At 58.7% G+C, this 23,764-nt stretch carries 12 protein-coding genes and 1 tRNA gene; 10 read left to right on the top strand and 3 right to left on the bottom strand.

Features of this window, described 5'->3' with window-relative positions; genetic code table 11:
• Nucleotides 1-742 precede the first annotated feature (742 nt).
• Nucleotides 743-937, bottom strand: coding sequence for a hypothetical protein (locus H7F16_RS01145; protein WP_185795721.1), 195 nt, complete (start codon nt 935-937; stop codon nt 743-745).
• A 155-nt stretch (nt 938-1,092) separates the two neighbouring features.
• Here H7F16_RS01145 and H7F16_RS01140 point away from each other — a divergent pair.
• The 3 genes from H7F16_RS01140 (at nt 1,093) to H7F16_RS01130 (ending at nt 3,475) form a co-directional block, all read left to right on the top strand.
• Nucleotides 1,093-1,168, top strand: a tRNA-Phe gene (locus tag H7F16_RS01140).
• 316 nt (nt 1,169-1,484) lie between these two features.
• Nucleotides 1,485-1,751 (top strand): helix-turn-helix transcriptional regulator, encoded by a 267-nt coding sequence (locus H7F16_RS01135; RefSeq protein WP_194308388.1) that lies wholly within the window; start codon nt 1,485-1,487, stop codon nt 1,749-1,751.
• Nucleotides 1,748-3,475 carry a DUF927 domain-containing protein gene (locus H7F16_RS01130; RefSeq protein ID WP_185795720.1) on the top strand — a complete coding sequence of 576 codons (1,728 nt, stop codon included), beginning with the start codon at nt 1,748-1,750 and terminating at the stop codon, nt 3,473-3,475. Before H7F16_RS01135 ends, H7F16_RS01130 begins: the two co-directional genes overlap by 4 nt.
• A 339-nt stretch (nt 3,476-3,814) precedes the next feature.
• On the opposite strand, the gene H7F16_RS01125 is transcribed toward H7F16_RS01130, so the two are convergent.
• Both H7F16_RS01125 and H7F16_RS01120 read right to left on the bottom strand, forming a co-directional pair.
• Nucleotides 3,815-7,576, bottom strand: coding sequence for a hypothetical protein (locus H7F16_RS01125; protein ID WP_185795719.1), 3,762 nt, complete (start codon nt 7,574-7,576; stop codon nt 3,815-3,817).
• Nucleotides 7,577-7,873: 297 nt separating this feature from the next.
• Complete coding sequence (locus tag H7F16_RS01120; RefSeq protein ID WP_185795718.1) at nt 7,874-12,988, bottom strand: RecQ family ATP-dependent DNA helicase; 5,115 nt, start codon at nt 12,986-12,988, stop codon at nt 7,874-7,876.
• 729 nt (nt 12,989-13,717) lie between these two features.
• Here H7F16_RS01120 and H7F16_RS01115 point away from each other — a divergent pair.
• The 7 genes from H7F16_RS01115 to H7F16_RS01085 all read left to right on the top strand — a co-directional run bounded on the left by H7F16_RS01115 (nt 13,718) and on the right by H7F16_RS01085 (nt 23,485).
• On the top strand, nt 13,718-14,155 hold the full coding sequence (locus H7F16_RS01115) for a hypothetical protein (RefSeq protein ID WP_185795717.1): 438 nt from the start codon (nt 13,718-13,720) through the stop codon (nt 14,153-14,155).
• A gap of 2 nt (nt 14,156-14,157) precedes the next feature.
• A complete protein-coding gene (locus H7F16_RS01110; protein WP_185795716.1) occupies nt 14,158-16,077 on the top strand; it encodes a TerB family tellurite resistance protein in 1,920 nt (639 codons plus the stop codon).
• The gene (locus H7F16_RS01105) at nt 16,064-17,599 is read left to right on the top strand and encodes a GTPase (RefSeq protein ID WP_185795715.1); all 1,536 of its coding nucleotides are present in this window, start codon (nt 16,064-16,066) and stop codon (nt 17,597-17,599) included. Before H7F16_RS01110 ends, H7F16_RS01105 begins: the two co-directional genes overlap by 14 nt.
• A gap of 383 nt (nt 17,600-17,982) precedes the next feature.
• Entirely contained in the window at nt 17,983-19,623 is a 1,641-nt protein-coding gene (locus tag H7F16_RS01100) for a hypothetical protein (RefSeq protein ID WP_185795714.1), read from the top strand.
• Nucleotides 19,620-20,429 carry a hypothetical protein gene (locus H7F16_RS01095; protein WP_185795713.1) on the top strand — a complete coding sequence of 270 codons (810 nt, stop codon included), beginning with the start codon at nt 19,620-19,622 and terminating at the stop codon, nt 20,427-20,429. The genes H7F16_RS01100 and H7F16_RS01095 overlap by 4 nt, the downstream gene beginning before the upstream one ends.
• A gap of 1 nt (nt 20,430) precedes the next feature.
• The gene (locus H7F16_RS01090) at nt 20,431-21,771 is read left to right on the top strand and encodes a hypothetical protein (RefSeq protein WP_185795712.1); all 1,341 of its coding nucleotides are present in this window, start codon (nt 20,431-20,433) and stop codon (nt 21,769-21,771) included.
• 73 nt (nt 21,772-21,844) lie between these two features.
• On the top strand, nt 21,845-23,485 hold the full coding sequence (locus H7F16_RS01085; protein WP_185795711.1) for an OmpA family protein: 1,641 nt from the start codon (nt 21,845-21,847) through the stop codon (nt 23,483-23,485).
• Nucleotides 23,486-23,764 lie beyond the last annotated feature (279 nt).

Genomic DNA, 23,764 nt, shown 5'->3' with positions numbered 1-23,764 from the left:
AAGGCTGGGGACTGTCCACCGGCACCCCAGGGCGAGGGTATGGGGGGTGAGGGCCGAGGGTTGGCAAACAAAGGCTGAGGTCGGAAGACGTGGTCCCGAAGGGTAAGGCACGAGGGTTGGGGTTGGAAGACTGGGTCTCCAAGGCTGACGTCTGAGAACCGGGGGCCGAAGGCGAGGGTCTGAAGTGTGAGACCCGGGGGTTGGGGTTTGAGAACCGGGTCTTCAAGGCTGAAGTCTGAAAACTGGGACACGAAGGCGAGGGTCTGAAGGTCGGGACACGAAGGGCGGGACGCCAAGAGTGGGGCCTTGCGACGCGGTCCCGGAGGATGAGTCCCGAGGGTTGGGTCCCGAAGACTTGGGTCGGAAGACTGGGTCTCCAAGGCTGAGGCCCGAGCACTTGGGCCCGAAGGCGCGGTTCCGAAGGGTGAGACCCGAGAGTCGGGGCCTGAAAACGGGGGCTCCAATACTGACGCCTGAAAACTGGGACACGAAGGCGAGGGTCTGAAGGTCGGGACACGAAGGGCGGGACGCCAAGAGTGGGGCCTTGCGACGCGGTCCCGAAGGCGAGCGTCCGAAGGTTGAGGTCTGTCGGTTTAGACATGAAGACCGGGGCCCGAGGCAGTCTTTCAAAGACTGAGGCCGACGCACTGCGACCCGAACGCAAGGGTTTCACGGTTGAGGCCCGAAGGCAAAGCCTTGCGGATTCCGATCAAGAGGCAGGGCCCCGAACTCCGAAGACCGGCTATCCGTTATGCAGCGACAGGAGCAGGGAGTCGAGGCCGCAGGCCAGACATGGCGCGCCATCCTGTCCGGCGCGGTGAATGAAAGCCGTCGCGGCCCCGTGTCCGCGCGTTTTGGTGACATCCTCGCCAGCGCGTGGCAGGCCAAGGGCCGTGCCTGCCCCCGCCGCGCCTGCGGCAAAGCACTGCCGCCGCATCGAAATCCCGACCCGCCGCCACGCGCCGCGCAAAAGATTTCGTGTCCCGCAAACTCTCGCCCGCCCCCGTCGTTTTTTTCGCCGCCCCCCCTTGCCAGCCCCCGCGCCCTGACGTATCACCCGCCCACCCGAGGGCAGCACCCCACGGGAACGGTGCCCAGATAGCTCAGTTGGTAGAGCAGCGGATTGAAAATCCGCGTGTCGCTGGTTCGATTCCGGCTCTGGGCACCACTTAAATCCTTGAAATCGATAGAATAACGCCAGAGTGCGCTGCAAGCGTGGCTGCCGTTTGCCGTGCTGGGTTACATCTGGGTTACGTGGCGCGGAAGGTGAGGCAGACGAGGTGAATCGTCATGTTCCTGTCTAACGCGATCGTTCGCAGCGGAGCTTGCCCCGACGGACAGCGTGTTGCTGAAATGCCGCGCTGTGGGGTCTAGGTAAGCGAGCGCTTAACTTTTCAGGCTGATCTCTGCGCATCCCAACGATCCGACCGCTATTCTCGTAGGCCAGCCTAAACTGGCATCCTCTTTCTCTCAAAGGATGTGCCATGAACAAGCCTCTGAACCACCAATCCCTCTACATTCCGGTCGAACAGGTCGCTGCACGCTTCAGCGTTTCGGTTGACACCATCTGGCGCTGGTGCCGGAAGGGCACTTTCCCGAAGCCTTATCATCCGGGTGGTAGCGCAGCCCGCTGGAGGATTGACGAGATCGAAGCCTATGAGGCCGATCTGAAAGCCGGCTTCAATATCGAGCTTGATCTCAGCGAGTCCGGCTTCTTTGGCGCGTCACATCAGCTTGCCGAGGTGGCATGATGAGCGCGTCGTCGAACAGCACTGCAATCGTCCCGGTCTGGCCCGCCGCGGAGTCCCTCGGTCTCCCCGTTGGCTTCGAGATGACGTCGGCAGGAGTCGAGTATATCGGGTCTAATGGATCGAAGGTTTGGCTTTGTTCTAAGTTAATTGTGACCTCGACGTTTCGCGACCTTCTCGGAAACGGGTGGGGGCGCCTTGTCGAGGTGACGGATCGCGACGGCATGATCCACTATCTCCCGCTTACCGACGCAGATCTCACTTCGAAGTGGACCGCCATGCTGCGTCGGTTGATCGATGCCGGCCTCAGGACGCAAACGGACCCCTCGAGCAAAAAAGCATTGCAGCGTTTGCTTCTCAAGTGGCAACCGGCGCGCTGCCAGACGAGCACGTCGTCGGTCGGCTGGGTCGGTCAAGATGGGAAAGCCTTTGTCTTTGGAACCGGGAAAGTCGTTGGCAATCTCGATGTTCTGCCCATGAACCTCACCACTTCACCTAGTTCTTCGGCACACGTTGAGCAGGGGACCCTTGATGAGTGGCGCGCAGAAGTCGGGGCCCTCTGTAAGGGAAATGATATCTTGATCCTGGCGGTTTCGACTGCCCTTGCTGGAGTGCTCCTCGATTTCCTTGACCTCGACCTTGGCGGTGGGCTGCATCTGAAGGGGGCCTCGTCGCAGGGAAAATCTACGGCTCTTCGTGTTGCAACGTCAGTTTGGGGTAGCCCTGACGCGACCTGTAGCTGGCGTGCGACGTCGAATGGTCTCGAGGTCCTGGCAGCGTCTCTGAATGGCACGTTCCTGCCCTTGGACGAGTTGGGCGAGGTGGATGGGCGTCATCTGAACGACGTCCTCTACTGCCTCGCGAACGGTGTCGGAAAAACGCGGATGACAGCCTCGCAGGACATGGGCGCTACGAAGCGCTGGCGTGTGAGTGTCCTGTCGACTGGCGAAATTTCCATTGCGACTAAATTGGCCGAAGGCGGAAAGAGGCAGATGGCCGGCCAGATGGTCCGCTTGCTCGATGTGACCGCAGATGGCCAGCGGTTCGGGGCCTTTGATGAACTGCACGGCGCACCCGACGCCGCTGCCTTTGCTGACCGCCTGAAAAGGGCCACCCGAGTCCAGCATGGAACGGCTGCAGTGGCGTTCGTGCGCGAACTCATTGCACGCTCAAACAAGCGTGATGAGATCCGCAGCCTGGTTCAGCGCTTGTCCGAAAGCTTCCGCTCGAATGTTGAGGCAGGGATTTCCGGCGTTGTCGGTCGTGCCGCCGACCGCTTCGCAGTGATCGCCATCGCAGGCGAGCTCGCGACGACTCACGGCATCACTGGATGGAACTGCGGAGAGGCCACGCTGGCTGCAAAACAGGCATTCATCGCGTGGCATGAAACGCGGACTGACAGCATGATCGATGCGATGGAGCCTCTTCTCTCGAAGATCTCGGAATTCTGCCTGAACGGCTCGAACGCAGTTGTCAGGTTTGGCTCTGAACCGGACGAGGGAGTGATGCCTGCTGCTTGGGAGGATGACAGGCTCATCTACCTGCCGACCGAGACATGGCATATGCTGTTCCCCGACGCTGCGGGGCGTGCAGCCGCGATGGTCCTGCGGGAAGGAGGCATCCTCCTGCCGGGTGAGGGGGAGAATCTGATGCGAAAGGCATCTGATCCTCGACGTGGCCGCCAGCGCTACTATACGATCATCAAGCAACGGATCAAGTTGAGGTAGGATCAAGTGAAAAACCTTGCTCGGACATCTCGGGCGGCGGAACTGCTCTGTCCGAGCTGTCCGAGCTGTCCGAGCTGTCCGAGCTGTCCGAGCTAGCAGAAGGTCTCAACGCCGCGCGAAAGAAAAAACTTCGTAAAGAGCGGAGGCCAGCGTCGCAATTGGCGGTAAGTTGCCTTTCGCCCTCACCCTGCGCAAAAATCCGGGCGGCTTTTTGAGCCTACCCCGATCGGAATCGGGGCAGGCCACTTCATCAGCCCATGACACGGGCGAGGGTCTACACGCTAGGCTTCTGTCTCCCTCATGTCCTCGTCTAGACTTCGCACGCGCGCGACATGATGGTCAGTGCTCAAAACGCTGATCGCGCTCCCTGTCGCGGAGGGCCTCCCGCGCACGTTCAGCTTCGATATCTGCGCTTATGGCGACCGACGCGTGGTCGATGATAGCTCGAACCTGTTCGTCGCAATCAATGCGCAATTGCAGAAGAGCTTCAAGTCGACGCTCCATGACTGTGGCCCTGCTGCCGGACCAGCTCATTGGGCTGACTCTCTCGATGAAGGCACGAATTACGGTTTCGGAGACTGGAGCAGAAGAAAAAAAGACACGTGCCGTTTCGGTCATTTGAGGGACTTCTTCCATATTTGACTGGTTGAACGCGAACGGCGGCAAGGTTGCAGACACCTTTTCCCAGCGCTCTGGATCATCTCCACACCAGGCGACGAGCTTTTCGGGCGGGATCTGGCACATGGGTGAGTGCTCATAGCCATCGTGGAGATCCAGAAAAGCTTCAAACTGAGGCTCGGTCGTCATCCAATCAAGAAACTCAGCGGAATGCAGCTCGGCGATAACTCCCAGAACTTGTCGGAAGTCCGGCCAATACAGACGACGTCTATTCGACCGATTGGCAACCGCCGCAAGGATCGCCTGGGCACGTGTCCCGTCATCACCTTCAAGGCAGCGACGTGCAACGCGGGCTACCTCATATTCCCTGTTCGTATTCGTCTCGCCAGTTTCAACAAGAGAAATGACCGCTCCGGTGGCGGCATCTGCCAAACTATCTGACCAAGCGATGCCGTCATCATCCATTGCAAGATGGTTCAGCGCGTTCATCGCACAGGTCAGTCCATCGGGGCGAGCACTCAGAACCCTCAGGAGCGAGGCCTTGAAATCGTCCGGGAGACTCCGATCCCTCTCCCACAAAAGACGTGACAGATAGAACGGTTCGCATGATGGATCGCCCGCGAGCCTCAGCACTTCCTCGAGCTGCGCCTGCGACATTTCTCCATTTGGTAACAACATGCCAAAGATCTTGCGAACCCCAGCAAGCGTTCGTGCGTCCTGCCGTAGCCTATCGGCGACGATGGGATCCTTTGGATCAATCTCGTGCAAGAACGTTGCCAAAATGCCTGGTTGCTTGGCCGCATCTCCGAGGCCGGAGTATTCCTCACAGAGAATCTCCCAGACGGCCTTCCAGTCATGGGCACCCTGAGCAATACCGTGTCCGATATGGTAAATGGTTCCGGGTGAACTCAGAAGTTCCGGAGCGACCTTTTTCAAAGTGTCGATATCGACACCCAGTTCCCTGCCTACATCGACAAGCCGGCTTTCCTTCTCGGCCCTAGCTCTGGCGTGGTCATCATGATCGTAATCGAGATCATGTTTTGCGGCGCGGGCCAATTCATGGCGCACTTTACCGGGAAGATCGCTTGGCTCCATTGCTGTGATCAGCTCTGTCAGGGCTTCTACATCCTCTTGAGGGAATGCCTCCCTTCGGCGACGGCTCAGACTGATGAACGCTATGAGGGCTGCCCGACCTTCGTGGAACTCCTTCGCCTCATGGAGACGTTTCACCCCGGCAACAACTGCGGGGCGCAACGAGGGAACCCTTCGCCAGATGCCTCCGGCGCGCGATGCGAGGACAGCTCGCAGCATGACCCTGATGGAGGGATGACCGTTCAGAGCCGAGCCGACTGCCAGGTCATACCAAGATGCATACCACGCTATGGCCTCATCGTTCTTCGGCCACCACCCATACGGCTCTGGAAGCGCGTCATCATGAAGGAAGCCATGTGACGAAAAATGCTCGGTAATCAGGGCTGATCTGACCATCTCGACACCGATCTTCCGGACCGTTTCATCGGGATGGGTCAGATGTGCCTTTGCGACCGCTTGACGAACTAGAGTCTTGGCTTTTGTCCCGGAGAGATGGAGTTGAAACAGCGCCCCAAGTGCATTCTCGGCGTTCTTCTTGGCTTCGGGAAAGGCACGGATGATCGCCACAAGTCTATCACAGACAGGAGCGAAAAAGGCCTCATCACGAGCGATCCGCATCAAAACACGCGTGACTGGATCTGCTCTGAAGGAATCCCAGGACCGCGGAGAACCGGCCGAGATCAAAGCATCAACGATGCCAAGAGTATGATGAGGGACAAGATGGCCGACGATGTCCAGCAGATCCAATGAGGCCGCTGCCCCTGCAAGCGGGCCCCCGTCCTTCGTCCAATCCTCCACAATCCGAATGGCTTCGTCTGCATCATGCAGATATGAGAGCCGTCTCGCGAAGGAGCGGCGAAGACGCTTCGATGACGCAAATGCATCAAGAAGGTCCATTCGAGGAATCGATGCCAAGCTCTCTTTGGCCAAGCGATTTGCAAGCGCGTGAGGCAAGATTGCTCGCCATCGACCACGAGCTTGCGCAAGGCCGCGCTTCTGCAAGACCGCGACCTGCCGAAAAAGGGAGTTCCGCGGGACATTGATCAGTCGGGCTAGGATCGCCAATTCATCCGGCTTTTCTACTCCTTCGACGTCGAAGGAATAGACCAAGGACAAAACCCCTGCCGACTCCTCCAGAAGCGGATCGATCTTTCCACGCTGCCAAAACAGTCGGTTGAAGAGTTGCGTATCCTCGAATGAGGAAAGTGAGCCGGTCATCGGCATCGCTGCCGCCAGAGCCAATCCTAGCCTGGCATTACCCTGCGCAAGATCAGCCAGACGCAAAGCATCAACGTCGCTGAGAGATGGATGCCTTCGTCGCAGCAATGAACGCAGGATTTCACTACCCTCTGTGTCGATCCGAACGACATCGGTCTCCGTGGGCCTGTCCAGCTGAACGTCATACTCAATGGTGATGAGCCTGACCGAGCCGCTCTTTCTGCTCAATTCCTCCGCCAGCGCGGTGTGAGCCTCAGGTGGGCAATTGTCCACGATCAAGACATGTGGCTTACCGGACTCGATCAGTTGCCGAAGCATTTCCTTGGGGCTCGGCTCCGGATCGTCGCCGAAGTCGGCATAGAGTGCGAATGATCGCGACAAAGGCGACTCGACAGGCCAGTCTTCAAAGAGTGCTTGCGCAATGCGGCTCTTCCCGACCCCAGAAAGGCCGGCAATTCTCAGGGCCTTTCTGCCATCTTTGACGAGCGTGCACATCGCATTGAGAGCGTCAGGCATGTGTCGGACTTCGGTGCCATCCGGAAATCGGACGACCAGACCATCTCCACAAATCAATTCATCGTCGTGGCCATGGGGCGTGGATGACCAGCGCCCATATGATTTCCAACCGCGCAAGGTCGGCAAATCAAGACGCTCTCGCAACCATGCGGCGACCGATGGGTGCGCGCTGACCCATCGCGCGACTGCGTTCTGGTCCATGTAACCGACATGAAGCCTGTCTGCATTCGGATCATCAGCAATGGCCTGGCGCATTGCAGACTCTCTTTTGGCGATCATCGTTCCTTTCGCACAGTTCGCAGAAGCGCTTACGATCAAATAGGATCCTGCGTTCGCTGCCAGGTCGGAAAGCAACGTCCGCACGCGTCCATTTGGCCGCATTTCCGAACCGATCTTTGCACCTCGCAAATCCTCTTTCTTGACCTGGATGCCGACATGTCGCCGTTGAAGAGCACCCATGGGGATGAATGGACCTATCGCTTCGACGACCACATCTAGGCCACCATCTGGTGTCGTCTGGCTCCCACCCCAATGGACTTCGTTGCGATGCCCGCCCTGTCGCTCCCGCTCAGCCTCGCACAGACGCGCAACCAACTCGCGAAAGTCACCGTCCGAAAGATTGGCAAGCCTGAGGGATGGAACATCAAAGTGATGCATGGTCAGTCAAACTCTGATTACCAATTTCAAAATGTTGTGTCGGGGTCGTCGCCCGAGCCCATGATATTTGCGCACCACGAGGAATGTGCAATACCCTCGGTTGGAACATATCCGGAACGAGGTTTGTCTTACTAAACCCCACCGACCGAAGGGCAATTTTCCGTCGGGCCTGCAGGCTGGCATGATCAGGTGCCATTTAGGAACGGCTGCTTTGGGCCGAAACTGCCGATGTTAAGACCTCCGCGAACGCCCAAGTTCTTCCGACCAAAGGCGACCCAACTTTAAGGCACCAACGCTCTATCGAAACACCAGCTCGGGAAGAACCGTCTCCCACTCCCCGCGCTTGATGTAGGTCTGAAACGCCTCCTCATTGTCGGCCTTGGTCCAGCGGACGATGGCACCCACCTTTCCTGAGACAAGTTGAGTTCCCCGCGGAGGGTCCCAGTTCGACGCCATACGCCCGAGGACCCGCCCCTTCGTGTCAAGGATCATCCATTTGCCCTCTCGATGGTCGAGGGTCACGGGTGCGTCCACTTCGGTCGCCACAATAGCCGCCAGCGACGGGCTCGAGTCTGCAACTCGGCCTGCGTAGGAAAGGTCGACCACTCCCATGTCTGGCAGCTGGTATTGGTCCGGTTCTGGCAGATCAGCCGGTCGGGGTGGCTCGACCCTGCGCAAGAGCTCGCTTTCGCTATCGGCCCGCACGAAGGCATGGGCACCGCTGGTGACGACGGCTAGGCTGCGGCGTGCGCGGGTCATGGCGACGTAGAAGAGGCGGCGGGGGGCCTCGCCGTCCTCGCCCTGCGAGAGTGCCTGCCAGCCGCCGTTCAAGATGACGACATGGTCGAATTCCAGACCTTTGGAGCGGTGCGCGGTCAGCAGGAGCAACCCGCGCTGCGCGCCCCTGACATCGCGTGCCCATTCGGCGAGCCATTCTATCGCGTCCGGCACGGGGATCGTCTTGGTGCCAAGGTCGCGGGCGAGGTCGGCAATGCCTTCAGCGATCAGGTCGGTCCAGCGGGTCGGGCGGTGGCGGTTCAGGACTTCGAGGATATTCTGGATCGTCAACATCACCGAAGGCTGCTCGCGCAGGCCCGTCACCAGTCGCTGCATCTCGCGCATGCGCCAGACGCTGGGCAGCTTTTCATTGGCCATCTCGACCGGCAGGCCCAGCTTTTCGGCATAGGCCCGCACGGGGGCGAGCCGCTTCCAGTCGCGCGAGATGATGGCCGTGCGCGACCATGCGAAGTTCGGGTCCAGATGCGACAGGCGCACCAGTTCATCCACCGCCGCGACGCCTTGAGCGACATCATCGCCCGCCACGTCGAGGAATTGCACACGGCCACGCCCCACGGGGTCATAGGTCGCCATGACCCCGCCGCCGGGATGCAGGCTGCGAACCTTGTCCACGGTGATCGGGTGGCCCGCCTTCATTCGGCCCTGCGCCGGTTCGATGACCTGATTGGCCGCGTCGATGATGTAGCGGGTCGAGCGGTAATTCTCGGTCAGGAATTTCGGCTTGGCGCGGTAATCCTGTTCGAACTGGCGGATGAACGAAATCGACGCACCGCTGAAGGCGTAGATGTTCTGGTCGTCATCCCCCACCGCAAAGAGGCTGAGCCGCTGGTCGGGGTCTTCCAGCGAACGCCCCGCAACGGCAGCGATCAGCGCGTATTCGTCGGGGCCGATATCCTGATACTCGTCAACAAGAATCCAGCGGTAGCCCTGGATCAGCGCCTCGCGTTGTGCTTCGGCTTCGGCTCGGCTGAGACCTTCGCCGTTGATCAGGCGCACGGCGTCTTGCAGGACGGCGTCGAAGTCGCGCGTCTCGGTCGCGGCACCGGCAAAACTTGCCCCCACCAGACGCATCGCAAGTGCGTGGCAGGTCGAGACGGTGACCCAAGCGGCATCCTCACCCACCAGACCGCGCAGGCGGGCCTTGATCTCGGCGGCGGCGTGGCGGTTGTAGGTCAGGACGAGGATACCCCGCGGGTCCTCGCGCCGGACGCGCAGCAGATAGGCGATGCGGTGCACCAGCACCCGCGTCTTGCCCGATCCCGGACCGGCGAGCACGAGGACGTTGGTCTCCTCGCGGTCATCGGCAACGATGTCCTGTTGGGCAGGGTTGCCGAGGTCATCGACGATCTGTTTCCACGCCTTGCCGGTGGTCTGGCGGCGGATCTCGACGCTTTTTCCGGGCAGCCAGCGGCGCAGGAAGCGGTCCTGATCCAAGGCGAAGTAATCCTGCGCCAGTCGCTGCGCCTCGGCGATGTTGTCCAGCCCCTTGTCGGCATAGGCGGCCATGACATGGGTTTGAACGGTCTGTTCGCGGTAATGCTCTTGCAGGGGCAGGAAGTCCTTGGCCGCGAACTGGCCCCGTTCGGGGTTGAGGTGGATCGTCATGGCCGAGCGGAACACGGTCAGCCCCTTGCCCAGCGTCAGGACCTCTTGTTCGTGCAGCCATAGGAGGCCACGCTCCATCAGCTTGGTCATGTCCTTGATGCCCGCAGCCCGGATCACCGCATCGCCATTCAGCGTGGCGATGAGGTCGCCGAGTGTCGTCTCGACCTGAATATCCTTGCCGCGGCTGCCGGGCGGCGTCTTGGAAATGAGGAATTCCAGCAACCGTTCCGCTGCCGTCCAGCGCAGGGCCGCCGTCTGTTCGACCACCCGCCACGAACGTTGCAAAGTGACCTCGAGCGTCTTGGCCGAGAGTTTGCGCAGCCGGATGTTGCCTTGGCCGCCATCCTCGTCGCGCCCGTCGCGTTCGATGCTGCGGAGGAGGCGTTCGAGGATGTGGGGGCCCGCGCTGGCGTTCCCCGTTTCGCGCAGTCTTTGGCTGGCGAGGGTCAGGTCGAGATGGCCGCCGCCATGGGCATCGGCTTCGGGTGAGAGTTCGCGCATCGTGCCGATCAGCCCGCGTTCCAGCGCGCTGGCCGCCGCGAAGCGTTGGCGCGAGGCGTTCTCGATCCCGATATGGACTTGAACCGTGATGGCGATGTCATTCTTAGCCACGCCGAGCGTTTCGAGATCGGCCATCGCCTTGGCGAGCCCGCGGTGGGTCAGGCCCGCGATCCCGGTGAGTTCATCGGTCGAGACGCCCTGATCGGCGGGCACGTTCATCAGGTGGCGCACGATGTCCAGAAGCTGCTTGCGCCGCGTGCTGGTGATATGGGGCTTGTTCAGCAGGGTTTCCGCTTCGGCCAGAGTGCGGACGCGCAGCGATGACGGAAACACCTGCACCCGGTTCTCTTCGCGGGCGACGAGCGTCGCCTCCTCCAGCCAAGACACCGCCGTCTTGACCCGTGTGTCATCTGTCGCGCTGTCGCGGACGAATTCGCGGTCCTTCTCCTCGCGCACGATCTCGCCCGTGGTCGCAACCACCTTGCCACCGTTGCGGCCCTGTTCGTCGATCCGGCGCAGTGCTTTCAGGATCGCACCGATCTCGTGCCGTTTCAGATGCGAGCGGGCGGTCAACGTAAATTGCCGTTCGACATCGTCGGTATGGTAAAGCAGCACGCAGTCGGCGGGCTGTCGGTCGCGTCCGGCGCGCCCCGCCTCTTGCAGGTAGTTTTCGAGCGAACCGGGAATGTCGGCATGGACGACAAGCCGGATATCGGGCTTGTCGATTCCCATCCCGAAGGCGTTGGTCGCCGCAATGACCCGCAAGTCGCCGATGCGAAAGGCTTCCTGCACGGTCCGTTTTTCTTCGGCAGTCAGTCCTGCATGAAAGTGGGCTGCGGCCAGTCCCTGACTTTTCAGATGTTCTGCAATCCTTTCAGTTGCTTTCCGGCTTGCACAATAGACCACAGCGCCCGAGCGCCCCTCGGGCAAATGATCCTCGATCGCTTTTAGGATGTCGCCCAGCTTGCTTTCACGGCCTGTCGGCAAGACGGAGAACGTCAGGTTCGTCCGCGTCGCCCCGCCGTCGAAAAGGCCCAGCTCGACACCGAGCCGATCACGGAAATGATCGGTGATGTCGCGCACGACCTCGGGCTTTGCCGTGGCAGTCAGGCATAGCACGGGCGCGATTGGCGCATCCCCCGAAAATTCCCGGATGAAGCGCCCAATGTAGCGATAATCGGGCCGGAAGTCGTGACCCCATTTCGAGACGCAATGCGCCTCGTCCAGCACCCAAAGCCCGACCTCGCGCTGCTTCAATACCGACCGGACCGAGACCGAGCGTAACTGCTCGGGCGAGATCAGCAGGATAGCCGCCTGACCCAGCCGGACGCGATCCAGCGCCTCTTGCCGCTCAGGCATCGACAGCATCCCGTTGATCGTGACGGCCGAGGAAATGCCCGCGCGCTCCATCCCCTGAACCTGATCGGCCATCAGGGCAACGAGCGGCGAGATCACGACCGTCAACGCGCCGGTCTTTTCATAAAGGCTGAGGGCGGGAACCTGATAGCAGACCGATTTCCCCGTGCCGGTCGGAAGAATGCCAAGCACATGGCCATGCGCCATGCTTTTCTCGACGATCACCTCTTGCAGCGGGCGGCCCGTGGCGTCGGTCGGTTCGGGGCGGAAGGCCGGAAAGCCGAACCACTTCTTCAGCGCACCCTTGGGGTCGTTCATGGTCGCGCACCATTGGCACGAAGGCTTGCCGCAATTCGTGTCGCGCAGCGCACGCACGATCAGCGCCGCCTGCGGGAACGAGGCCCGCACCCAAGGCGGCATAACGGATTCCCCGCCAGAGACGGAGATCCACGCCAAAGCATAGGCCATTGGCCAGGCCATTTGCCTGTCTCGCAGCCCGTCCAGTGCTGTATCGACCTGCGCCCCGCAGGCTTGCGCGTCTAGCAGCCTTCGGATCGCCGACAGGGCGGTCGCCTCATCGGGAGCCGATGCTCTGCGGACCTCGCGGAACACCGCGTCGAACCCTTCGGAGCGGTCCGTCCGTGTCACGAGATGGTGCCACGCCAAGAGGGTATCGGGGGGCTGGGCCTTGAGTGCCGCGATCTGGTTGTCCAGCACTTCGAAGACCAGCCGCGCATCCAGTTCGGGGTCGTTCACATGCCCCGCCTGCAAGCGCCCGTCCTGATAATGCTTCACGAGGTGGTGGTAGGGATTGCGCGGAAAGGCCAGCGGGTTCAGCCACAGCGTGTCGATGGGCGCCGTCATCTTGGCACGAAGCCTCGGGCGGGCGGCCAGCAGGTGTTCGATGTCGTGGCGAAGGATGTTGTGGCCGATGATATGATCCGCGTCTTCGAGCGCCGCTTCGAGCCGGTCGAGCGATTGCGCGAGTCTGGCCAGCACCGCAACAACTGGAGGGCTTGACCCATGGCGGACAGCAGCAAGATCGAAAATCGTGGCTGTCTTCGGGTCGACCTCCAGATCGACGGAAAGACAGCGCTCCAACAAGGGGGCCTTGTCCCCAGCCTTTGAGCGCAAGAAACCGAAGAAAGGCATGAAGGCCAGTTAGTTATGAGGAATACTATCTACACGTTATGGCACTGACCATAGTTCCGCAACAGAATAGGCTATAAGCGCGCTTGCCCCTTTGACCCTTATATGGTGTGTCCAAAACCATATATTTGACTGGGTCTCTGATGCGAGCTCCTACTTTGAGAGCTGGTCGCAAGTCCTAGTATGCGGGAACTGCTTCACGAACTGACAGCTAGTGTGGCGTTTGAAAGCCGCGGACACAATTACGACGCTTCTGAACTCGTTTCAGCCCTCGAACGATTGTCGGCGAGCCGGGTCATCCTGCGCGATGGCTCTTGCTGGCGCGACAAGAGTTCCTTCTCTCGAGGAGGCTTCACACAAAAGGAAAATTGCTCACATTCAAAAAGGGAAATTTCTTGGGCGAACGTTTTGTAGCAAGGCAGTCCAGCGGCCTAGCGGCCCCTTGGTTCCGTGGTCCCAACGCTTCCCACAAGTGTCAATAGAAGCAGGGCGTTCACCCTTGCCTGTGGTCTGAGCCATGGAGATTCTGATAACTCGTCAAAATGTTGGTGATGATTTTGACCGACGATCCAGGTTCATGGCAACGGCGGGCCCGTTTAAGAGCATGAATGGCGAGGTGCTCCACACAGTCCTCACCCTTAACCTGAAGGCCAACGGCTGGCCGAGGCGGACATTTCTCTTGGCGAGAACAGATGTGCCCGTTTAAATGCGTTATTCACACGGAATGCTCTAATGTCACAGACACACCACGAGAATTCGGAAAACGCAGAGATTTTGAAAGAATTGAACCTGTCGCTTCCCCTGCGGAAACTGACCGCCCACATCGATCAACTTGATGTATCGGCGGATTTCAAAGCCTTGCTTCGCGATCTGGCAAATGTCACCTGGACGGTTGGATCAACTGTCGTTGCTATCGGTCGCAAGATCCTTTCGGTCGCAATCGAGATCGTTACGACATTCCCGGGGATCCTTTTCGGTGTCGCAGTCGCTTCCATCGTTACCCTGATTGTCGGGACCATTCCGCTGGTGGGACCTTTGCTTGCGGCTTTCGTCGGTCCGATCATGCTGGCGACAGGCCTGACGATGGGGGCATTGTCCGATTTCCGGTCCTCCGCTTGGTCAACCAAGGTTGCAGCCCTTCAGGCGCAACTTGCCGCCGTGAAGGCCTAATCTTGGCTTCGGCAATTCCCGACGAAACCCGTCGTTTCGAAGGTGTGGATCGCGTCGTTGCCGAGCCGCTGAAGTTCAAGGCGAAGCTCGGGATTGGCGAGGATGCTTTTGCGTCCCTGCAGACCGCGCGGATGGTCGGCGATCTCTGGCAGATCGGAACCGCCGCAACGGCGGGCGGCCTGGCAGCGAGTTCGTCGGCAGTCGCAGGAACTTTCTTCGGCGGCGGCTGGCTTGCCGCCCTTGGTATCGGTGCTGCGGTCACGCCGGTTGGCTGGGTCGTCGGTGCTGCCGTCGCCAGTGGCGCGGCTTGCTACGGCGTCCTCCGACTTTTCCGAAGCTACGAAGGCACACGGGTCCAGAAGGTGCCAGCCTTCATCAATACGCCCATCGACGTGCTGGGGGCGGCTCTCTTCGACCTGATGGCGTCTCTGGCCATCCGGGTGGCGCGCGAGGCGGAAGAGGTAGACGATGCCGAGCGTGCGGCAATCGCGGATTACTTCGTCGCAGAGTGGGGTCTCGATCCGGCCTATGTTGCCGCCGCCTTGCCGGTGATTGAACACAGCGCCGAGGGCCGCAGCGTAGACGAGATTGCAGAGGCCTTGGCGGTCTACAAACGCGACAACCCCGACTGCAATTTCGATTCTCTGAAGGTCGAGCTTCTTTCCTTCCTGACCGAAATCGCGGCGGCGGATGGTATTCTACACGATGCTGAACTTGCGGCCATCGCGCGGACGGACCGGATCTTCCAGAAGGCGGCGGGCGGCTGGACCGAAACCGCCCGTTCCGCGCTGGACTATGTGGCGGCCGCCCCCTCTTATCTTTGGTCCACCGTGACGGATGGGGTGGCAGCGCTTTGGGGAAGTGATGGTCAGACTGCGGATGCACCATCGCCGTCGGATCGGTCGGTCCCGGTCCTGTGGTTGCTGGGAAAGACCGGGGCCGGAAAGTCATCGCTCGTTCAGGCCATGACTGGCCGGAATGCCGCCGAGATCGGCAATGGCTTCGTTCCCTGCACGCGCACGGCGGACGCTTACGACTTCCCCCCGGAAGATCCCGTGCTGCGCTTCCTCGATACGCGCGGCTTGGGTGAGGCGGGCTATCGACCGGAACAGGATCTGGCGTCCAACGGCGACGTGTCGCAAATGATCCTCGTGCTGTCACGCCTCGACGATCCGGTGCAGGGCAACGTTGCCGATGCGCTGGCCAAGGTTGTCCGCAAGAAACCCGATATTCCCGTTGTCATCCTGCACACCGCCGAAGACCGGGTGCCAGACGCGGCCGAGCGCGGGCGGATCAGATCGGCGAACCAGACTTTGTTCGAGAAGGCAGCAAAGACGACGCTGCCATGGCTGGAACTGGATCTGTCCTCACCGTCGAAGGCCAATCTTTCCCATCTGAAACAAGCCTTGGCCACGACCCTGCCCTCTGTCGCGATGCTGATGGACCGGCAAAAGGCAGGCAACGCAGAAGAAGCCGCTTTTCTGGCTCACCGTGCGACCGTCCTGCGTTACGCGGGCATGGCTACGGCGTCTGGTGCCTTGCCCGTGGTGGGGGCAGCGACCGCCCCTGCCCTGCAACTGGCCTTGGTGACAGCACTGGCGAACGGATACGGCCTGCCGTGGGATCGTAGCAGGCTGGTGGCCTTCCTCTCGGCTCTTGGGACAGGCGTCGTGGGCGGCGCGCTGATCGGCATCGCCGGTCGCAGCCTTGCGGGGCTGATTCCGGTGGTGGGCCAGACGGCTGTGCCCGTCCTTACGGCAGGCTATGGATTTGCATCGACCTATGGGGTGGGGCGGGCCGCAGCCTACTGGATGTATCATACAAAGGCAGGACACACCGTGGACGAGCAGGCGCTTCGGGATCGATACCTCGCCGCTTTCTCGCAGGCCGAGATCAAGGACGGCGACGATGCTGCCGGTTGACAAGATTCTGAAACGTGTCGCGCGTAGCCCGGCCCTTCTGGCTGTGATCATCTACGCCCTGCCTTGGCTGGCGCTGGTGGTTCTGGGAATTCTCTGGCTGGCCGAGCATGACTGGCTAGTGCCCTTCGTCGGGATCACGCTTGGTCTGATCCTTCTGCTCCGGCTTACCCTTCTCTTGCTAGGTCGCATGCGGCAACAGCGGGTTGCCACACCTGTCGATGGCGACCATTCGCCAATCGTCACTGCTAACCCCGAATGGACCGCACGCGAACTGGCGGTTTTTCAAAGCCTATGCGCAGGGATTCCAAGGGAGCCCCGCCCTTGGAACGACCTGCGCCCGCTTGCTCTGGAACTGGTAGAGCAGGCGGCACAGAGGCTGTCTGCGGGTCAGAAGGGGGCATTGGATTTCTCGATCCCCGAAGCCTTGTTGCTGGCCGACCGCGTGCTGATCCGCCTGCGCCGAAACCTGCATGACATGGTGCCGTTTTCCGACCGCGTCAGCCTGAAGACGATCCTATGGACATGGGAAAACAAGGCTTGGTTCACGCACGGCGCGACCGCATTGGGATGGGCATGGCGTGCGAAGCGTTTGCTCTCCAACCCGCCCGCCGCCATCCTGCAGGAGATCCAGGCGGCCGTGACCAGTAGTGGCGACGGCGGTGAGTTCAGGAATTTCAGCGTGGCCATCGTCCAGCAGATCCTCCTGGAAGAGGTCGCGCGCGCGGCGGTCGACCTGCACGCAGGCCATTTGCGCTTTACAGATGAGGAGTTGCTTGAGATCGAACTCGGGTCTGCCGACCTTGACAAACAGATGCTCGCACAACCGGACGAGCCGATACGCTTGCTGGTGATCGGTCAGGTCTCGGCAGGAAAATCCACGCTGATCAACCGCCTAGCGGGAAGCGCCATCGCCGAAACCGATATGGCTCCCACGACCCCCGGTCTGACGCGCCATACGATAGAAATTGAAGGAATGACCTATTCCGTGATCGACAGCAGGGGGATCGACGGAACGGACGAAACAGCCCAGTCGCTGCTTTCGCAGGTTTTGGAATGCGACCAAGTCCTTTGGATTTTACGGGCCAACCGTCCCGCACGCGCGCCGGATGTCGAGCTTTTGCAGATGGTCGATGCAGCCTTCGCGACGCGCCCGCTGCGACGGGTGCCGCCCATAACAGTCGTTGCGAACGCGGTGGACCAGCTGCTTCCAGACTGGCCCTATCCCGAACACCTTCTGCCAATTGAGGCGCAGACCACAATCGCAGCTGTCAGCGCCGCGATCTGCGCCGACCTGTCCTGCCGCGAGGCGATTCCCATCGTCGCCGAAGGTCAGATCTGGAACTTGGATCAACTGACCGCAGCGATAGCGAATGGCGCGTCGGATGCCTTGGCAACACAACGCAACCGTCGAAGGATCACCGGTGCCGAAACTAGCGGTTCACTGTCGCGGGAACTGTCCCGTGGTGCGTCTGGGATCTGGGAAGCAGGACGCCTTGCAGCCGGGAAGCTGTTCGGGCGGTGACGAGTTCACCAGTTTTTGGGGCGCCTCGTTCGATCACCAATATCCATTCGCGATCCAAGACTTCTGGTGAAGCAAGGCGAGCCTACCCAGGCCCCATCGTTTGAAATCGATAAACAATTTCTTACGCAACCTCGACGAAAACCAAGATCTTCCAAGTCAAGCTGAAAATATCCGATCCTAGACGAAACCGGTGAAACGGGTAGATACATTAGTGCGGCTGCTTCGGGGCTAACCTTCGGATGTTGCCCATACCTGTGTTGCTGGTGTAGCTATAAAGGCCCGAGAAGCAGAATGACGAGGTCAGGGTGCTAGGTTTTCTTCGCGGTAGCGGTAACCGTTTCGACCCATCCTTGGAGAGGTTTCCAAACGTTGACGTCGACCTGGTGGCAAAGCGCCTCCGATTGGCTAGGCGTGGCGCGGATGATGGTGGGAAGGAAATTCCTAGCGCAGACAAAAAGACGATGACAAAGGCTGAGTTGGATGCAGTCGCCGAGGTGGAATCGCTTCGGAAAGAAGCTCTTAACAACTTTGATGACGAGCTGCGCACTTACAAAGGACGCGTCTCGGAGGCGCGTTCAGATACGTCGAATATCAAGCTTAAGATCGCTGATGCTGCGCACGGGCTTGAACGGTTGGAAGGAGACTATAGAAACCAACTCGAGACCGCACTGATACGTGTGAAGGAAAGCCAGCAAAAGTTGGATGCGTTTCGTTTGCGGCATGGCGTCGTCGGGCCACCCGCCGCGCACTCCAACATGCTTTTGACAGTTTTATTCGTGACATTCATGCTGTTGCTAGAAAGCATTCTGAACGCGCAGTTTTTTGCGAAGAGGAATGAACTCGGCTTGGTAGGGGGAGTGCTTCAGGCCGGTATGATTTCGGCGATCAACGTCTTTATTGGATACTTGGCAGGCTTTTACGCGCGTCATAAAAACCTAAAGGGCCTTAGCAGTGCGCTCCTGGGTTTTGGTAGTATTTTTATATGGATAATTGTTTCGCTTACGATCAACTTCGCTGTTGCGCATTTTCGTGACGCTCTCGAAGCAAATTCATGGAACGATGCGATGAAGCTCGCGATTTCTACTTTGATTGCAAAGCCGCTCGAGTTGTCGTCACTTGACTCTTGGATGCTGTTTTTGATTGGTTTAATCGTAACGCTCTCAAGCTTTTTGAAAGGTTATTATTCGGCTGATCCGCTTCCTGGCTATAATGCTCTTTGGGACTCCGTCGAGCGTGCTATCGATGATTACGCGCACAGCTATGGTGAGGCCCACGCTTCGATGGATAAGGAGTTTAAAGACCTTGTTCAAGAACTCCGTTCCGAAGTTGATACGAGGCGTGCGAACTTGAGATCGGCGGTGGATGCGCTTGACTCTAGGGGAGCTATGCTTGACGGGCTGAGGGTTTTCTTGCGCACTACCAACGGGGCGGCGAACCAGTTGCTTGCCGTTTACCGCGAGGCAAACCTGGCAAGCCGCAAAGAGCCTCCACCGGAATACTTCAACGAAGTTTTCTCCTTCGGGGATGCTGATGTCACCGATAGAAAGCTGGAGAGCCTGAATGTCGAATTCGTCGAAGTTGAGATCAGAAAAATGGAAGATCTGGTCAACGTAGGCGTAGAGAAATTGACAAAAGCCCAGAAGAGGTCACTTCAGGCTTTTCCGACCGTGCAGGATATCAAGGCTGGACGCATTGAGCAGCGCTCTGGCGAAGACAGCCATCGGTTCACAAGATCGATTGAAGATTTGGACGAGCTCTTCCCTGCCGATTCCACACCAGTGTCGGATAACCCTGAGCCTGAGCCTGAGCCGGCTAAGCGTAGCGAAGAAAGCAACGACCAAGTCAAGAAGCCGGCTCCAAAAGCTGCTGCCACCAAGAAGAGGTCGGCATCGCCTCGGAAGAAAACGACGACCGCTGACGAAGGGACTGTTCCAACTAATCCGAGTGGCGCACCGACTAGGGCTGCGGAAGAAAATGGCGACCTTTTCGAGTCCGAACGTAGGTCGGGTGGAGACAATCAATGAGAAGAAAGAAGCTTGGCCGTTCGTCGAGAACCTCGGGCTCGACGATAGCCCTCATTGTTCTTCTTTTCGTCGGGACAGTGACGCTAGGTGGAGGTATAGGTTACTTCTATTTCCAAGCCCAGAATGTCACCAAGCTGGACGCACAAACGCTTTGTCCTTTGAGCGGACCGACGGGGCAGCTAGCGATCCTCGTGGACAAGACGGACCCTGTTACGATCCGACAGCTTTCCTTTGCACAGACAAAGATCGAGGATCTCGTGGAAGCGGCAGCTGCTGGCACGCGCATCAGTTTGGGCGTCATCTCCCCAGATGAGGCTGTAGTGCAGCAAGAGTATCTCTCGATATGTAAACCTCCTTCTGCCAACGAGGCGAACGGCCTGATACAGAACATCGCGGCGGTTGACCAAGCCTACAAGGATGGATTCAAGGCTCCTCTCGACTCGATGTTGAGGTCCCTGATGGTCGTTTCTGAGGCTCCTTCGTCGCCGATCATGGAAGACTTGCAGACATTTCTTTCACGAATTCCGGACACAGCGAGTGTCGGAGAAAACAAGATTTTAGTAATCTTCTCTAATCTCGCGCAGCACAGTGGAGAGCTAAGCTTTTACGAAGGCGGTAATTGGACGTCGTTTAGCTCAGCCGGCGGAGATCAGCGTCTCGCTCGGAGCCTGTCAGGGTTCGAGGTGAAGCTGATGCAGATCCCCATTCTTGAGGGCTTCCAACCTGAACTTGAGGATTTCTGGGCGCGGTATTTCGACGCTCAAGGTGCATCGAAGATCAGATACGAGCGAGTGGGGGATCTCTGATATGGCCGATTACCGAGTTAAATCGACATATCAGTCGACAAGTTCCGACTCGACAGACAAGTTCTTGTTGGCTGCTGCATTTGTTGTTGGGATTGCCGGGAGTCTGACGCTCAAGCTCTACCATTTTGATGTCTGGGTGCCTGCAGCGTTCTCAGCTGCGGTTATTTTAATTTACGCGCTACTCGCTTACTTCTTGCCGAGAGTTCAGCTGGAAAGTGATCAGGTCGGGGACAACGCCTACTATTTAGGCTTCGTTCTTACTCTGACTTCGCTTTCGTTCACCCTATATGAACTCAGCGGAAACGACGCGAAGGTCGAGTTCATCGCCCAGGTCATCGCGGGATTTGGCATTGCGCTTAGTTCCACAATCGTTGGCGTGGCTGTGCGCGTGATGTTCCTGCAGTTCCGTATGGATCTCGTAGCGCGCGACCGCGAGGCGAGATTGACGCTTAACGACGCTATGCGCCAGTTTCGAGCAGAACTTGCTGATACGATTCGTGGCATAAAATATCTCGGCGTTGAGATCCGACAATCGCTCAACGAGCATCATGCGGAACTCGCAAAGTCCAATGCGTTCGCAGCACAGTCACTCCACGATGAGATGCTTGCTTCATTCAAGGGGGCGCTTAAACCGGTCGGAGCACAGCTCATCAAAATGACGAACGAAGTGACAGAAAATGCAACGTTGGCAGTGTCGTCGTCCGAGATTTCACGGACGAAAGCACAAGCTGACTTGGCGACCGCCATCGATGCATCCAGTTCTGCGGTCAAGGATGAGACGTCTAGGATGCTGGCCACGGTTAAGGAAGCCCTCCAAACAACAACAGCCCAAATTTTGGAGTTTAGCCGACAGGTCGAGACCCAAGTAGCCGAAGTAAGCAGAACCCTCTCGAGTTTGTCGCAAACAGCCGTAGCGCAACTTGAAGGAACAGCGAACGCCGTCGCCAAAAACAGCGAAAACCTCGCGAACACCTCATTGAAAGCAATTGAAAGCTCGACCGCATCGTTCATCGGTTCCATCACCAAAGTGACCACTAGTGTAGATCCTGCTGCCGCTGCGTTGGAAAAGAGTGTTGCCGACCTTTCCCTCAAGCTGGGAGGACTCGTGGCCGAACTTCAAAGTCGGGCGGATGCTCTTCGTGTGCTGGCTTCACAAGCGCAAATCGATCAGCGCGAGGTAGCTGGCAGCCTTTCCAATGTGACCTCTGCGATCGAGCTCTACACGAAACAACTGCAAAGCCATCAGAACGCGAACTCGGAAATACAACGGCAGATTTTAGACCAGATCGGCCGGCTGCAGGCTTCGCTGGCATCAAGGGCGGACGTCCCGCAGACGCTATAATTGTCAGGAAAGCAGGAATTACCGAATGCAGGCGCCGCAACCGCGTGAAGCAAATTTCAGACGCGGGACGATCATGGGTCTGACCGCGGCGGAAGCTTTTATGCTGATCTGTTTCGTTCTGTTGCTCTTGCTCGGCCTCTGGCGCGAGAGCACACGAGATGCGCTGGTCTTTTACGACCAGTTTACCCCGAACCAAAGGGTTGCCGCGACTATCTATCAAAAGCAGCTTGAAGGTCTCGGTCGCGATTTGACCGATTTAAAGACTTTCCAGGAACTCGTCGCCGAGGCTGGAGGGCAAGATAGGGTCCGAGACGCGTTGCGAGTCTTGCAGCAATATCCTGAACTGCCAGTTGCTGAGATGCTTGACCGGATTAGACTTCTCGATGAAGCAACGATCAAGTCGATTGCCGAGGCTTCTGCGAAGTTGCCCCAAGACGCCCAACGCAAGCTGGCCGACCTCACACAAGTTGAAGAGTTTGCTTCGCTGGTCGAGGTCGCCCATGCGTCGCCGCAGGATCTTTTGGAGGATGCACATAAGCTTAACCAGTATGAAGAAACTGGTTTGACTCCTGAGCAGGTGAAGCGCCTGGCATTTGAAGCGGCCGACGCAGGGGCATTATCAGAAGAACTCGCCGAATATGCCGCACTTGGTGTCGCCCCCGAAGAACTCAAGACTCTGGTCCAATCTGTAGATCAGATTCGCAAAGCACAGGTCACCTCGGGGAGGAGGATTGCCGACGCCATCCGTGAGCGAGCCGGCGACCTCATCGCGCAAATGGGAGGGCAGATACTCGATAATGGGGACGTTGTTTTCCCAGAAAGTGTTCTCTTCGATCCAGGTAAAGACGCTATCCGTCCTCAGTTCGACGAAGTCCTGTCGCGTTTCTGTGTGCCGTGGCTTCAGTCCCTGCAGGAATTTGACGGGTCTCTTCGCAACATCCAGATCGAAGGTCATGCATCTTCAGAATGGGCGTCTGCGACGCCCGCAGTAGCATTTAGAAACAACCTCGATTTGAGCCAAAGACGCGCGGCAAATGTATTCCGGCGATGCCTCGATTACACCGTTGGAAGCCCGCTGGAGCAGTGGGCCCAGTCTAGGCTGGCCGCTGTAGGATATTCCTCGTCCCGTCCAGTAACGGACAGCGAAGGCAAGGAAGATCGCACGTTGTCGCGGCGGGTTGTTTTCGCGCTGGACGTCAAAACGATGGAAGACCTGACCATGGAACGGCTGGTGGCCGAGCCTCCGGAAAATCTTGGAACGGAAGATATTTCCGTGGATGTGCCTCTGTTGTCAGATTTACCCAAAGCCTCAACCGACCAGCTTCCTGATGCAGCGGCTTATGATGCGCAGGGTTACTCGATTGTCCGTGGCTCTATAACCCGCGTGATAGACGGTGACACTATCCTTGTTGGCCAAGAGCGAATTCGGCTTGAGGGCCTTCACGCACCTGAGAGATCGGAAGATGCCGGTAGACTTGCCAAGGCTTTCGTTGAGAAGAACTTCCTCGGTGCCGGAGTGGAGTGCTGGCTAAGCGACGAGCACACCTACAACCGTGACGTCGGAGTTTGCTTTGCGAACGGGACAGACATTGCGGGTGCTGTCGTCACAGCTGGTTTGGGTCGCGATTGCACGCACTTTTCAACGGGTCGTTACGCGTCGCTCGAAACGTCGGAGGCGCAATCGACGCTTCCGCTTCCAAGCTACTGTCAGTAGGTGGCTCGTTAAGCGGTTCTTGGCATGTTTGTTGCACCCTCCCATGACAATCTTGGGAGTAGGCAATGGCAAACGACGTCCAAACGATAGATATTCCTATAGCCTCTGATCACGAAATCCAATTGCTTCGCTGGCTGAGCGTCGCCTTATGTGGCGGACTCTTGACGTTGACGGTCATCAGTTACGAGCAGCGGTCTACGCTGGTCGTTTTGTGCGTTATCGGACTTGTGGTTCTGTGTTTGAGCGCGACTTTTGAACAACGTCTAATGGCAGCGGTTT

The organism is Paragemmobacter straminiformis, from assembly GCF_014243445.1.
Lineage (GTDB): Bacteria > Pseudomonadota > Alphaproteobacteria > Rhodobacterales > Rhodobacteraceae > Paragemmobacter > Paragemmobacter straminiformis.
Note: the sequence above shows the minus strand (reverse complement) of the source record. Positions and strands in the feature narration are given on the sequence as shown.